Origin of the sequence: Sphingobacterium sp. IITKGP-BTPF85 (genome assembly GCF_001006065.1) — a bacterium.
In the GTDB taxonomy this organism is placed as follows: Bacteria; Bacteroidota; Bacteroidia; order Sphingobacteriales; family Sphingobacteriaceae; genus Sphingobacterium; species Sphingobacterium anhuiense.
This window is the reverse complement of the sequence record NZ_ASZT02000147.1, coordinates 1-12807: the sequence shown is the minus strand read 5'-3', so window position 1 is coordinate 12807 and position 12807 is coordinate 1. Positions and strand designations below refer to the sequence as shown.

The window sequence follows — 12807 nt, the reverse complement described above, 5'->3', positions numbered from 1 at the left end:
AAAAGTTCGAAAATATGTGGTAAGTCTTCTGACGAAATGCCTCTCCCCTTATCACAAACCTGTACAATAGCTATCCCTTCATGGTATATAATATCTACTAGACAATGTTTATCTGAACTGTATTTACAGGCATTTTCGATTAAATTAGCAAAAGCTACTTGAAGTAAATAGGCATTTCCCATGACCAAAATTTCTTCTTGATCCTCTGCATTATGCAACAGGTCATAATTAAAAGATATGCTAACACGGTAATCTTTATCTTTATCCTGGACCATAAATTTTGATTCTACAAGAATTTCATCCAGTCTCAAAGAACTAAAGCTAACTTGTGAACTATCATAATTGGCACGGGCAAAGTCCAATAAGGAACTGGATAATATTGTTGCTTCCTTAGCATCTGATAAAGCGGTATCAATAGAATGCTGGTAATCTGCTAAGGTTGTATTTAGCTCTTTTGCAAGTTCGAGTTCTGCAATCATAGCTGATAAGGGAGTACGAAACTCATGGGATATAATGGAAACAAAATGCCTTTGGTTGTTAAAGGACTTTTCCAGTCGATTGAATGTTCCATTAAAGGTATCAATCAATTCAGAGAGCTCATCTTTTGCTTTTCGATAATATACTCTTTTACTAAGATTATGTTCGGAGACATCCCGTATTTCATTAATGATATGTTTGATGGGTTTTAAAATGTACTGGGCAAAGAAAAAAGAGGTTATAAATATAAAAATAATGGCAACAAAATAAATACTGATGAGGAGCTGATTCAAACGTTGCATATGGGCATAACCTGTCTGGTCGTATGCATGTCCAATCAGATAGTATTGTTTACCTTGAAAAGGATAATGCATGCCCATAAAGAGCTCATCGCCCTGATTCCAGGTCATAAAATTTTTATTCCGAATCTTTTCTAATAAGGCACGATGATAATGCTGTTCGCCAACATCAACAAAGAGCTCTTTAAATTGATTGTCAAAAACTGTTATCTGCGCTTCATTTATCTTTTTTTTATTTTGTTCATGAATCTGACGCAGTTGTGTTTCACTGACTTTGGCATCAAAAATAAATTCAGCACGCCAGGTAATTTTATACCGCAAGCGGTCTATAAATTCTTCCTCTCTATTTTTTCAGAAAAGAAATAGATACTGTAGGCGAAAAGAAATAGTATCGCCGCAGAGAATAACGTTAATACTAAGGAAGTACGAGAAGCTATTTTCATTCTTTATTTGATAAGATAAAACCATGCCCCGATTTGTTATGAATGAGTTTAGTAATAAAGTCTTTGTCAATTTTTTCCTGAGATAATTGATATAAACATCAATGTAATTGGTTCCGGTATCAAAATTCTTTCCCCATACATTTCTAGCAATCTCATCACGGCTCAATAACGTTTCTTGATGCCGCATAAAAAATACAAGTAAGTCAAATTCTTTGGGAGTCAATTTAATATCGATGTGATCGCGACTCACATTTTTACTTCTCAAATTAAGTGTTAAAGAATCATAGTTTAAAGATTCATTATTTTCCCAACTGCCAAACTCTTTATTTCTTTTTAAAACAGCTGCAATACGGGCATATAATTCGCGAAGATCAAAAGGTTTTACCATATAATCATCTGCACCTGCATCAAATCCTGCAATTTTTTCATCGATTTGACCTAGGGCTGTCAACATGATAATCGGGATTTTAGGATAAGTGCATTTCATACGTTTGCTCAATTCTATACCACTCATACGAGGAAGCATGATATCAATAATAAGAAGATCGTAATCTAACAACTTTATCTGTTTTAAAGCTGATTCAGCATCAAGCGCAATACTTACCTGATAGTTTTGACTCTTTAAACCTTTTTGCAATACCGAACACACACGTTCATTGTCTTCTACAACTAATACCCTCATATTAACAAATGTAGATACTTTTTAAATAAAAATAAATCTTGAAATCTCAGATAAATAGTGACATACAATTGCTTTCCTTGATGTACATAACAGCAAGGAAAGCAAAAGTTAATGATTCATTTGATTAGTGATCTGAGACAAACAGATCGTCAGCTCCATCTTGTATTGGTATATATAAACGTTCCCAGCTTTTCGAGTGTACCATTTCCCAACTATGGCCTTTACCTTTTAAATCTTCAGCAAGTAAGATAACACCTGGCTTGATCAAAAATGTAGAGCCGTCACTCACCTTAAAGCGAATATTGCCTTTTAATGTTACGACGTATTGACGTCTTGGAGCTGGATGTGCATTTCTCTCCCAATCTTCGGTCTTATTGCTCGACCAAAAAGTGGTTGTACTCGCGTGTTTCAAGGTTGGAATATAGCCTTTTTCAAAAGTACAAGTTCCATCTGCATTATTGATTAATCGAATAGCAGGCATTTTACCTTCACCTTCTTCAACTTTTACCGATTTGATGTTTCCATGATTTTCCTTAGCATGTAAAGATGGAGCAATAAATGCTAAACAGAAAAATAGTACTGTTTTGGAGATAATTTTCATTTTTATTAATTTTAAGATCTATTATTTTTTTACAAATTTTCAAATACAGTGTCATGAACCAGCATACGGTCAAAATAGGGCTTGTACTTAGCCACCAAAGCAAGATGTTGTGGTAATTTGCCGTACGCTTCCAGCTCCTCGAGACTATCAAATTCCATAGCTGCATTATAGGTAAAGCTATTATCTAAAACAGTACGTGGACTTGAAGCAGCTGGTTTGCCGTAACGCACATTTTTGACATATGGCAATTTTTTAAGTCCTTCAAAAAATTCTTTAAATTCTTCAACTTGCGTTACTGAAAGCTCAGGTTTTAACCAAAAAAGTAAATAATGAAAAAACACAGGTTTCTTTTTTTTATGATCAGCAGCTAATAAGGTAGAACTTGTAACGCCTAAGACGCCAACTGTTCCTAATGTTTGTATGAAATTTTTCCTTTTCATGTTATATATTTAATTAAAATCAATTCGATATTTAAGAATAAATGCCCATTTATGATCTGTTACCAAACTTTCGTTTACCGCATTCGAATTATAAATTGGTCTATTTTGTGCATCAAAAGTCAAGCGACTACTATTTCCGTGAAATAATAGCGATATTCCGGCATCGTATATTGCACTATTATCTTTTAAAGCATTGTAGTTTGCAAATTGTACGGAGACTGCTGGCTGTAGTTGCAGGTTGTGATTATTGCGACTGAAATAAGGTAATGTACCTCCTATTTGGGCATAAAATGTATTACCCGTTCCCGCAGTAGGTAATGCATTTCCGGATCCATTTAAACTTGCATTCGCCGCAACTATTCCCGTAGCTGGATTATTTGTTCCAGAGAACCGGATATAATTAGGGCCATAGTCATTGTGCATGGCCATAGCATATGCACTGATAGAAGTTCCTTTTTCCTTATTAACAGGAGCATCATAGAAGACATCAAGAGCAACACTTTTCAAATCATCATTTTGTATTGCTTTATCAGCATCTAAATGCCATAATGCATTGTGCATATATTCAAAACCCCCACCTACGCTTAACACCTTTTTCTTTCCTAGATATGTTCCTGCATTAAAAGGTGTTTCATTATTTTCCTTGTCAAAAAAGGCATATCTAAAATAGCCGGATACATCTTTGCGGGCTTCATTTTTACTGAATTTAGCAACATTCAATGCTGGATCTGCAGTCGTAGCGGTATAGGGATCAGCAAGGACTAAGCGATAATCAAATCGTCCCAATTGACCTTTAATATAAGCACTCATCTCACGAACAGTCATATCTGTAATGCCGGTGTTTGATGTAGCATATAGGGGTAGATCATAGAGCAAAGTTGCTTGCGGGCCTGTTGTAAAACGGGATAGTCCTCTCCAGGTCGAACGTCCGGCACCTATTGCAAGCTTTGGACTAAAGCTATATTCTGCATACGCATCAAGTAAATCCATATAGGTGTTATTTTTACTGTTCACATTAACATTTGTAGGCCCCATCTGTAATACGAAATATAAATTTTCAGTTGGTTTATACGTCATCTTGGCACGAATGCGACGAAGGGACAAATCGGACACACTTCCTACCGGCTCATTATTAACAAGACTGCCTGGATTTAATTGTGTATAACGTGCCCAAAGTTCTGCATAGCCACTGAAGCTAACATAACGGGTATGCTCCTTATTTAGATAGTGTATGAGTTTTGGATTTCCAAAATCATTTGTCTGCGCATTACTTGTATGTATACCTGTTAGACCTACGGTCAACAACAACGACGCTAATAGCGGCTTTTTATTCATGATAATCTGTCTTTAATTTGATTCTTTTGTTAAGACAAATTTAGTTTGGAATATAGAGGCAAATAATTAGAAATCTATTAGAAATATGAATTAATAAGGTGCTTTAAATAGGCATTGCAAAGATTTATGTATTCAGATAAATCTTTATTTAGGTTTTTTACAAAAAACGAATAATACACTTTGAGAAAAAAACGTTAAATTTTAATGAAATTGAAAAAAAATTTAATCTTCGAGCTCCTTGATTTTTAGTAGATCTGTACACAAATCTATTAGGACTCTCATAAAATGAATAGGGAAACGCTAAGCTGATTAAAGAATTGCTTTCAGGCCTTACGTATTGAACAAAAGTAAAGTGATGCTACTCGCTGCATTAAGGGTTACAAATTTTAGATGATTTGGTGATATATACTATATTTGCACTTATACCATTGGATAGTAGCATGATAGAAATGGGTCAAATAATCCTAATTTTGGTAAAGGGATTCACGAGTAGACATGCTCACTAAATGCTTAAAGATGATAAAAATTTGTTTACTAAAATTAATGTTCCTACTAAATATGGTAGCGTATGGACAAATGAAAAATACATTTGAAATGGAAAACAGCTTTTTATTTAAGGAATTTTGGTCATGGTCTAAAGGCCCACTCTTTAAAAACTTTTATTTTGCTGATGATGGAAGTTTTGTCTACAACAATGGATATTCTGGTGGTATATGGTCTGTAAATACCAGTGAAGGAACGTACACCTACGATCCCTATATAAAAGAAATTAGGCTGCGTGTAAACAAGAAGTATAGCAGCGGACTAACTGTCTCTAAAGAAGAAACTCCGAGCAAATTAACGTTGAAAGACTTTAACGATACCAGAGTAGCGGTATCATTTGGAAATGATCGCTTGAACGTAATCGAAATGGGAAGAACCGTTGGGTTAACAACAGACCAATACTGGTTCAAAGGTCCGAATTCATCGCATGATTTAATTCAGTTTACACCATTTGGTCAAGCTACTATAATACAGGAAACAGATGTTAAAAGAACGTATGTCTGCCATTACCACATTTATGATCATCTTTTGCTTTTGGAAATTAACAGCATGACTACAGAAGAAGATGGGAAAGAAAAGAAAATTAAAACGTTTGCACCTGCATCTAAGACTTTCCTGAAAATCGATATTCATAAGAACTTGTAAGTGTCGAGAAAATGGACTTAACAAAAGTTATTGACGGAACACGTAACTGGCAATTTCGCAATCAGAAATTTCATATAGAAAATATGGTCTTAACAGAAAATGAAATACTATTGGAGGAATTCAACAGGGTTGTTAAGCAGTAAAAAAATGAGCACTTCCTTAGTACTTTGGGGAATTTCAATATTGGATAGCATAACGCTACTATATAATTTTGATGAATACTCAAGGAATACCAATCCTACCCCAAGCCTCCTTGTTTTAAAACTGTTGAGATAGGTGAATTTTAGAAAGAAAGTACCCCACCTTAATATTCATCTGATAGGCGTACAAACTCTTCACTCCAATTGGTGCCTACTTTGTGTCCCAGTCTAACGATAACCAAGTTTTTTTGTGGATTCACATAAATATATTGTCCAAGGATACCCCGAGCCATAAAATCGCCATTTTGTGTAGGCAACCACCATTGGTACTGATAGTTTATAGAGCTTCCACCGGTACTGTCAACTCGTGTAGATTCCTTCACCCAATCTGCGGGAACCAACTGCTTTCCTTCCCAATTCCCCTGATGAAGATACAACCGTCCCAATTTGCAAAATCACGTGACCGCGCATTCAGGCAACAAAAGGTTTTCTCTATACCGTCTTTCTTTTGATCGATACTCCAGGAGGCAGCATACTCCATCCCTACTGGTTGCCATATCTTTTCTTGCAGATAATCAGTAATAGATTTTCCTGCTAATGCATGGTCCAGCACCAACCCTAAAATCTGGGTATTACCACTCGCATAGGCAAAGCGGGTTCCGGGCTCTGCTTCCAGCTTTAGATTTTCGGTACTCTTGCGCAAACCAAGGCCATAATAAAATGTAGCGACTTCTCCAAAGGGATTGTAGTAACCTTCATTAAATTTAAGACCTGAAGTCATTTGTAACAAATGCTCTATCGTTACCTTATCAAATCCATTTTTTGCCATTTCAGGGACATATTTACTTACCGGATCTTGAACAGAACTGATAAGCCCGTCGTCAATGGCACAACCGATGAGCATCGAAGTAACGGACTTAGCCATAGAAAACGAAGGCACAATTGAAGCGGTATCATAGTCATCAAAATAACGTTCATAAAGAATACTATCATTGCGGATAACCAAAAAAGCGACAGATTTTGTCTGATCTAAAAAATTATCAAACGAAAGCTCTACTTCTTCATATATTCTATTGCTCGGAACCGATTCCTTACTTGCAGTATAGAAAGTAAAAGGCTTTGTAGAAGCTTGTAGCTCCCGGGTGGGAAAAATTTTGTAATCATCAATGTCTGCAAAATTATACCATATGAAACGACCAAATTTACAACTTGACAACATGGTCAGCATACAAATTGCCATAAAAATGAATACAAATTGATTTCTGTTCATATAGAAGGAATTTAAAGGCGAAAACAGTTAATTATCTAATATACAACTTACTTACTAAAGACCAAATCGTATTGAAACTTATTTAAAAAAGACTTCAGTTAAAAATTTATTTGGCCAACAAAGGAAAAGGATTAGCTCATTTTTGTCCATCAAAGCTTCAATTTTTAACGTCGGATATTTAGTATCCAAACGAATTTAAAGCTTTAGCTTTGCTTCAATCTGCAGATTTCTCTTTTCAATTTCCTCTAACATATGCATGATTTCGATAACAAAGGGATGACTAACAATTGAAATAACAGGTTTTTGGCCTAACTCATTAATACAATAGAAATCCAATAGCTGCAATAAACTTCGAATTGTACCGACAGTGCCCTGCCAATAATAAAAGTTTTCTTTTTTATGATTGATATTGCTTAATACCACATCTTTATTTATAATCAGTGATAAAGGCTTATCAATATTATCTTGTACGTAACTAATTAATAATTCCCCCTCTTCATTTTTATCAGCCGCCAAAAATAAACCAATTGCCTTACGTCTTTCTTTATTTAGAAATATACACATCGAAAGCTGAAGTTGATCTACTAACTTTTAGTATAAATGATCCTAAGATTAAATCACAATTATTATCCATCATCAAAAAATAGCCTTGTAATTCTGTATATTATAATGTAACAACCACAAAAATAAAGCTTTAAATTAATAATGCAATAGAATACTCTCAAATAAGGGAAAATTAATATTTAAAAAGTTCATGATGACTATGTTTTCATATATAGAAACAACTTGATTTATTGGAATCCGTACTTTTAGCTATGTCTCAAAAGAGTGGAAATATGATTTTAAAAAATACAAATCGATTTATAGTGAAATTGTATTAACGACAATTAAATTTGATTTTCTTAACTTTTTCCAATGGAAACGAAAATAGTCTCCAGCTTTTCAGAATTCAATAATGAACTTAAATTGCAAGGTTTTGCAGCATTTCAAATTGATGATGACAGTAATGCTAAGCGTTTATACGGCCACAAGTAGAACAAGATATTACCGAAAGACTTGCTTGTGGTGCCACATAATATTTGACCGCATATTAAAATCATCAATAAAAAACTGCTTTAAATGCCTCTGACCAACTATTAAAGAAAACTCGATGAATGAAGGAAATAGATTGATGTAATTCTTTCAAATTTTTTCAAACTATTTTAGGCAACAGGTGTTCTTATTATAAGAAACAATAACAAACATACTTTCCCAAAAAAGTGTAAAATGATAAATGACGGTAGTACAGTAATAAATCCAATTGACCCATAATCTTTTGGATGACGAAACAAAAAAGAGGAAACGATAAGAAACATAAAAATTACTGTGCAGTTAAACGCCAAGATAAAGGGTCTAATGAAAATTAGACCCTTTTGATGTTTATGAAGGGCATATACTTTTCATTAAAGATAGCCATTACTAAAAAATTATGGTTCTCCTTATGGATTTGATGCATAGTAATCCCAGATCTCCTTCGAAATTGCTGCAATTACATTTATGCCTCTTTGTTGGGGCGCCTTAAAATCAGAGACAAATACTGCTATTGCGAGATGTTGACCATTGGGTAATGTGATAATACCGATGTCATTAAATGCAGCCATTATCCCCTCTTTGTTAACTCCTGACGCACCCGTTTTATGAATTAATTCAGCTGTTGGTGGTAGAAGAACTGTAATTCTTTTGCCCCAATCAGGCAATTCTCTCATTATCTGGATAAGAAAATCGTTGCTCGTTTTTGAGAGTAATTGCTGGTTATATAAGAGCTGCAGCAATTTAATCGCTCCTGCAGGTTTGCACCAATTTTTATATTGTAAGGCCCAATCTTTTTCCATCTCTCCTTCGGTATAGACGATCGAGATATCTTTTACACCTGCATGATGGAGATATTGATTTACCGCAACTGGGCCACCAGCGACTTTGTATATAGAAAATCACAGGCATTGTTATCACTCTTTGAAACGGCATAAGTTAACAGATCAGCTAAAGTGACATCAAGATCCTGATTAGTGAAATCTTTTACCATCGGACTCCATGTGTTGGTATCCAAAGATGCTTTCGGCATATGAAATTTATCACTGAGTTTCAGTTCGCCTTATCTACCTTATCTAGAATAGCAAAAGCAAGCGGAAACTTGAAAACACTCATCATTGGATACTCATGGTTGCCGTTTATGATGAAACCACTTTTAAAATCCATTCCCTGTACCCCTACTCCGATATTTCCTCCAGTAGTATCTATAATGTGTTTTATCCTTTCTTGAAGTTGCTGAATAGACTTCTTTTGTTGACCGAGCATCAGCTGTGGAATAAACAATAGTACAACTAAAATGTACTTCATATTTTTGAAATTGACCATAAAAGTAAAAGTATAAAAAACGAATAAATGTTGGTTTAGTATGTGTGAAAATTTTTAAGGATAAACTTTTCAGCAAACTTACTGTCTTCCACCCCCTTGAAATAACAAACAAAACCATTCTTCTCAAGTAATTTTCTTGATGCCTGATTCTCTGGATCGATAATGGCAATCACATCCATGCCTGGGAATGAATTATTAGCTTTATGGACGAGCCGTTGTAGAATTGCTGATCCATAACCCATTCGCCAAAATTCTCTCTTAAGAAGATATCCTATTTCAAGAATTGCAGCATCGTATTTATAGCATTCCAATGAACAATTTCCTATAAATTCGTTTTTCTGATTAACTACCTTAAAAAATCCTAAACTTTCCTCTACAGCATTGATTTCAAGCATTGCGTCAAACTGTAATCTAGCCTCGATTTCCTCCCACTCGATTCCAGTTATGTATCTCATTGTCTCCAAATCACTGACCAGTCTTTTGAAATAATCAAAATCTGCTGCTACATATTTGACTAAGGTTATCTGCATATTTTATATTTCTAAAATGAAAACTCCGCGCATGTGGCTTTTCTACTTTAACTTTCATAAAACTTATCGACGCGTGTTGTAGGGACTGATCTTATTAGATAGCGGGCCACATATAATGACCCGCTGCTTATATACTATATTAATTTTTGAATTGATATAAATTAAATATCTTCGAAAATTAACGATCAGACATTGTCTTTTGTTGAAGGTCATCATACATACACTGATAGACTACTGTTGGAAGATTATTCTTCGAGGATTCAGAAATGACATAATGTGTTAGCGATGCCAGCTCTGTTTGTGGTTTTTTATTGATATAGTCTGTATGCATAGATGATGTCGCATCATAGGGCATCTGTTGCATTTTGTATAACGTTTCATTCACAATATCTTTTGAAACCACAATTCCTTTTCGTAGTGCTAAGGCTTCAACTTCTTGAATAAGCCTAATAACAGCATGCCTTTTTTCTGGATCTTCCATAACTTGACCAATCGAGCAATCGTAATAAGAGGTAGCCGTCGCCATAGAAGATATAAATATGAACTTATCCCATATTATTTTTTCTATTTTATCTGAATAATTCACATGGATATCGGCTTTTTGAACAAGATCATGTAACCTTTCTAGCCGTACATCATGTTCTCCATCTAATCCAAAATTCATCGTGCCCCATTTCCCCGTTACTTCAATAACTCCGGGCGCTTTCAAACGAGATACAATATAGGCGCAACCATCGACAACTAAATTATTTGGATAGTATTTCTTAATACGCTCTTTACTGTCGACGCCATTCTGCAGTGGTATAAAAACTGTGCTTGGGCCCACACATGTATGTAACGAACTCACTGTCTCTTCAAGATCATACGATTTGGTGCATAGGAATATATAATCCATCGTATTGAACTCTTCCACCTGATCCGAAGCTTTATAAGGTTTGATTGTAAAGGTCTCTTTTTCCAAAACAACAGTTAATCCCTGTTGCTGTATTTCGTTAAGGTGATTTCCACGTGCCAAAAAATTAATATGAATATCGCTGTTTTCATACTTTCGTGCTAACATGGCACCGAAATATCCGCCTACTCCGCCTAATCCCACAATTAATATATGCTGTTCCATTGTTTGTTTAACTATGTTTATCAATAAAAATAATCAAAAGTGAATATAAACTAAGTTTTGTCAATTTTATAAATAAAATCAAAGTATAGAAAAAGAGCTTATGAATTTTAAATTTCATAAGCTCTTTTCTATTCATTTCTATTTTAATATTGATCTCTTTAACTATTTATAATAGTTTATCAAAAAGACCCCATTGCCTTCATTATCCAGACCCAACTCTCCATCTTTTAAGATACTACCATCTTTACCTAGAATTGACATCTGATATTTCGCTCCAGGTATTCCGCCGTCGATCGATACGGAAAAGCCGGCTCCTCCCACAGCATCTATCAATGTTACTGTCTTTTGCCAAGGAACGCTAACAATTTCTTCATAGTTATCTGGAATATTGTAAGGATCTGTAATTGTAGGGGTATATTGAACTTGTGCCGTTGTGGCAGGTCCCTTTAAAGTGTAAGTGATCTGATAGCTTGATGAATCTGAATCAGATTCTTTTGAACAACTGCCGCAAATAAAACTAACGACACACACCATCAAAAATATTTTAATAGCTCTTTCCATATAAAGTTTTCTCTTTTAAACCAAATATCATACCAACGAAGCCATATATGTATTTTTATAATTAACCCGGAGATGGTAAGTTATCTGCATGAAAAGGCTATCAAAGCAATTTCTCTAGGAATAAAGATATACTGATTAATTAAGGTAATGCCGTACTTGTTGATATCATTACCCATACATTTCCTCTAAACTATAGGACACTTCGATATAATGCCAAAAGAAAGGAGATATTTTTATTGTATGTATTCTTTAAAGTCGTTTATTACTTAAGAAGGGGTTACATTTTGGTCAAGGATTTTTTTTCCATATCATACCTATATTCATAACTCTTCTCTTCATCAGATGGTTGTCCTCTAAATAAATTCTTATTTCCCCAGTTGGGAGTTAATTTTAAAAAACTTGGTGCGATGATCCAGTTTCCATCCAAACCAATAATTCCAAATAATTCGGTCTTTTTATCCTGTGCGACAGCGCAAGCACATCTTTCATAAAAGGTTTCAGGCACTCCATCAGATTGGTCAACGGAATTACGTAAATAGTGCTTTCTGTCTACTTGTGTTTTATCCCAAAATACGATAGATGCTTTCTTAAAATCAGAAACAAAATATTCAGTTAGAAACAAAGAGTTCTCCTTGCGCTGTAAGTCTGCAATAATCCGCTCATATGAAAACTTATTATAGGCTTCTGCACATGTAATTTTATCATCCTCAAGTTGTGTTATGGCATTTTTAATACCTGCTATATAAGGTCTGAGGTACTCACTTTTATAAGCAGCTCCGTTTCCAGACATCACTTTTGACAATTTATGGCCCTGTGCATTTTCTGCTTCAATTTTTATGACATGCCGCATTGATTCAGGAACTTTGACGCGTACATATCCATTGCCATAGTGTACGATTTCGATTTGCCCTGCAGAGGTCTGTATGGTTTGTCCTGCTGTACTAATTTCATAAATAATTTCCTTGCTTAAATTGGTCTCCATACTATAATCAAAGCTTTTGATTGGTTTTGTGCCTTTAAGTACCAACGTTTGATGACCAAAGTGCGGGGAAATTATTTTATCAACCGAAATGTCTTCGCCCCCTTCGATTGTTCCATCTAAAAAGTATATTTTTTTTACTTTAAAAATTGCATCCGGGATGTTATCTACGAAATCTAAGGTAAAATTATATCCATCTCCAAGGATATTGGATATATTAAATCGATCAAACCGGACTTCAATTAATGTATTAGGATATACATATTTTGTTATTGGCGGATATCCTTTGGGAAAAAGATAGCTTTCGTCTATCTTGCTATCATTTTGCATCTGATCTTGCAGATCACTAAA

Annotated in this window: 17 protein-coding genes; 2 read left to right on the top strand and 15 right to left on the bottom strand. The window is 34.7% G+C overall.

Annotated features, from left to right (window positions below):
• The 5 genes from L950_RS20915 to L950_RS20895 form a co-directional block, all read right to left on the bottom strand.
• Positions 1 to 1097: sensor histidine kinase (locus L950_RS20915; RefSeq protein ID WP_021188893.1), on the bottom strand; the 1097-nt coding region annotated here is incomplete at its 3' end.
• 30 nt (positions 1098 to 1127) lie between these two features.
• The gene (locus tag L950_RS20910) at positions 1128 to 1901 is read right to left on the bottom strand and encodes a response regulator transcription factor (RefSeq protein ID WP_231577747.1); all 774 of its coding nucleotides are present in this window, start codon (positions 1899 to 1901) and stop codon (positions 1128 to 1130) included.
• A gap of 124 nt (positions 1902 to 2025) precedes the next feature.
• Complete coding sequence (locus tag L950_RS20905) at positions 2026 to 2502, bottom strand: hypothetical protein (RefSeq protein ID WP_021188892.1); 477 nt, start codon at positions 2500 to 2502, stop codon at positions 2026 to 2028.
• Between the two features lie 29 nt (positions 2503 to 2531).
• Positions 2532 to 2942 (bottom strand): Dabb family protein, encoded by a 411-nt coding sequence (locus L950_RS20900; RefSeq protein ID WP_021188891.1) that lies wholly within the window; start codon positions 2940 to 2942, stop codon positions 2532 to 2534.
• Positions 2943 to 2951: 9 nt separating this feature from the next.
• Positions 2952 to 4277 carry a hypothetical protein gene (locus tag L950_RS20895; protein WP_021188890.1) on the bottom strand — a complete coding sequence of 442 codons (1326 nt, stop codon included), beginning with the start codon at positions 4275 to 4277 and terminating at the stop codon, positions 2952 to 2954.
• 576 nt (positions 4278 to 4853) lie between these two features.
• Between L950_RS20895 and L950_RS20890 the strand changes: the two genes are divergently transcribed.
• Both L950_RS20890 and L950_RS35870 read left to right on the top strand, forming a co-directional pair.
• Positions 4854 to 5465, top strand: coding sequence for a hypothetical protein (locus L950_RS20890; RefSeq protein WP_156169792.1), 612 nt, complete (start codon positions 4854 to 4856; stop codon positions 5463 to 5465).
• An 11-nt stretch (positions 5466 to 5476) separates the two neighbouring features.
• On the top strand, positions 5477 to 5608 hold the full coding sequence (locus L950_RS35870; protein WP_021188888.1) for a hypothetical protein: 132 nt from the start codon (positions 5477 to 5479) through the stop codon (positions 5606 to 5608).
• A gap of 161 nt (positions 5609 to 5769) precedes the next feature.
• Here the strand turns inward: L950_RS35870 and L950_RS30930 are convergent, their stop codons facing one another.
• From L950_RS30930 to L950_RS30925, 10 genes are all read right to left on the bottom strand, one after another.
• Positions 5770 to 6006, bottom strand: coding sequence for a hypothetical protein (locus L950_RS30930; protein ID WP_197086604.1), 237 nt, complete (start codon positions 6004 to 6006; stop codon positions 5770 to 5772).
• Complete coding sequence (locus L950_RS20885) at positions 5985 to 6875, bottom strand: serine hydrolase domain-containing protein (RefSeq protein WP_197086603.1); 891 nt, start codon at positions 6873 to 6875, stop codon at positions 5985 to 5987. The genes L950_RS30930 and L950_RS20885 overlap by 22 nt, the downstream gene beginning before the upstream one ends.
• Before the next feature lie 195 nt (positions 6876 to 7070).
• Positions 7071 to 7439, bottom strand: a complete 369-nt coding sequence (locus L950_RS20880; protein WP_021188886.1) for a hypothetical protein — start codon at positions 7437 to 7439, stop codon at positions 7071 to 7073.
• A gap of 914 nt (positions 7440 to 8353) precedes the next feature.
• A complete protein-coding gene (locus L950_RS27190; protein ID WP_231577748.1) occupies positions 8354 to 8767 on the bottom strand; it encodes a serine hydrolase in 414 nt (137 codons plus the stop codon).
• A 38-nt stretch (positions 8768 to 8805) separates the two neighbouring features.
• Positions 8806 to 8976, bottom strand: coding sequence for a serine hydrolase (locus L950_RS28905; RefSeq protein WP_021188883.1), 171 nt, complete (start codon positions 8974 to 8976; stop codon positions 8806 to 8808).
• Positions 8977 to 8996: 20 nt separating this feature from the next.
• A complete protein-coding gene (locus L950_RS27185) occupies positions 8997 to 9251 on the bottom strand; it encodes a hypothetical protein (RefSeq protein ID WP_156169791.1) in 255 nt (84 codons plus the stop codon).
• A 53-nt stretch (positions 9252 to 9304) separates the two neighbouring features.
• Positions 9305 to 9799 carry a GNAT family N-acetyltransferase gene (locus tag L950_RS20870; RefSeq protein ID WP_021188881.1) on the bottom strand — a complete coding sequence of 165 codons (495 nt, stop codon included), beginning with the start codon at positions 9797 to 9799 and terminating at the stop codon, positions 9305 to 9307.
• Positions 9800 to 9977: 178 nt separating this feature from the next.
• Complete coding sequence (locus L950_RS20865; RefSeq protein WP_021188880.1) at positions 9978 to 10916, bottom strand: ketopantoate reductase family protein; 939 nt, start codon at positions 10914 to 10916, stop codon at positions 9978 to 9980.
• A gap of 162 nt (positions 10917 to 11078) precedes the next feature.
• Entirely contained in the window at positions 11079 to 11477 is a 399-nt protein-coding gene (locus tag L950_RS20860) for a hypothetical protein (RefSeq protein WP_021188879.1), read from the bottom strand.
• Positions 11478 to 11754: 277 nt separating this feature from the next.
• On the bottom strand, positions 11755 to 12807 hold a 1053-nt coding region (locus L950_RS30925; protein ID WP_037525713.1), incomplete at its 5' end, for a hypothetical protein.

Bases quoted from the DNA above. Each gene is read 5' to 3' on its own strand.
- L950_RS20890 (WP_156169792.1), top strand. From the start codon at position 4,854: ATGAAAAATACATTTGAAATGGAAAACAGCTTTTTATTTAAGGAATTT.
- L950_RS20865 (WP_021188880.1), bottom strand. From the start codon at position 10,916: ATGGAACAGCATATATTAATTGTGGGATTAGGCGGAGTAGGCGGATAT.
- L950_RS20900 (WP_021188891.1), bottom strand. From the start codon at position 2,942: ATGAAAAGGAAAAATTTCATACAAACATTAGGAACAGTTGGCGTCTTA.
- L950_RS27185 (WP_156169791.1), bottom strand. From the start codon at position 9,251: ATGAAGTACATTTTAGTTGTACTATTGTTTATTCCACAGCTGATGCTC.
- L950_RS20895 (WP_021188890.1), bottom strand. From the start codon at position 4,277: ATGAATAAAAAGCCGCTATTAGCGTCGTTGTTGTTGACCGTAGGTCTA.
- L950_RS20870 (WP_021188881.1), bottom strand. From the start codon at position 9,799: ATGCAGATAACCTTAGTCAAATATGTAGCAGCAGATTTTGATTATTTC.
- L950_RS35870 (WP_021188888.1), top strand. From the start codon at position 5,477: ATGGACTTAACAAAAGTTATTGACGGAACACGTAACTGGCAATTTCGC.
- L950_RS20880 (WP_021188886.1), bottom strand. From the start codon at position 7,439: ATGTGTATATTTCTAAATAAAGAAAGACGTAAGGCAATTGGTTTATTT.
- L950_RS20905 (WP_021188892.1), bottom strand. From the start codon at position 2,502: ATGAAAATTATCTCCAAAACAGTACTATTTTTCTGTTTAGCATTTATT.
- L950_RS20910 (WP_231577747.1), bottom strand. From the start codon at position 1,901: ATGAGGGTATTAGTTGTAGAAGACAATGAACGTGTGTGTTCGGTATTG.
- L950_RS20885 (WP_197086603.1), bottom strand. From the start codon at position 6,875: ATGAACAGAAATCAATTTGTATTCATTTTTATGGCAATTTGTATGCTG.
- L950_RS28905 (WP_021188883.1), bottom strand. From the start codon at position 8,976: ATGCCGAAAGCATCTTTGGATACCAACACATGGAGTCCGATGGTAAAA.
- L950_RS20860 (WP_021188879.1), bottom strand. From the start codon at position 11,477: ATGGAAAGAGCTATTAAAATATTTTTGATGGTGTGTGTCGTTAGTTTT.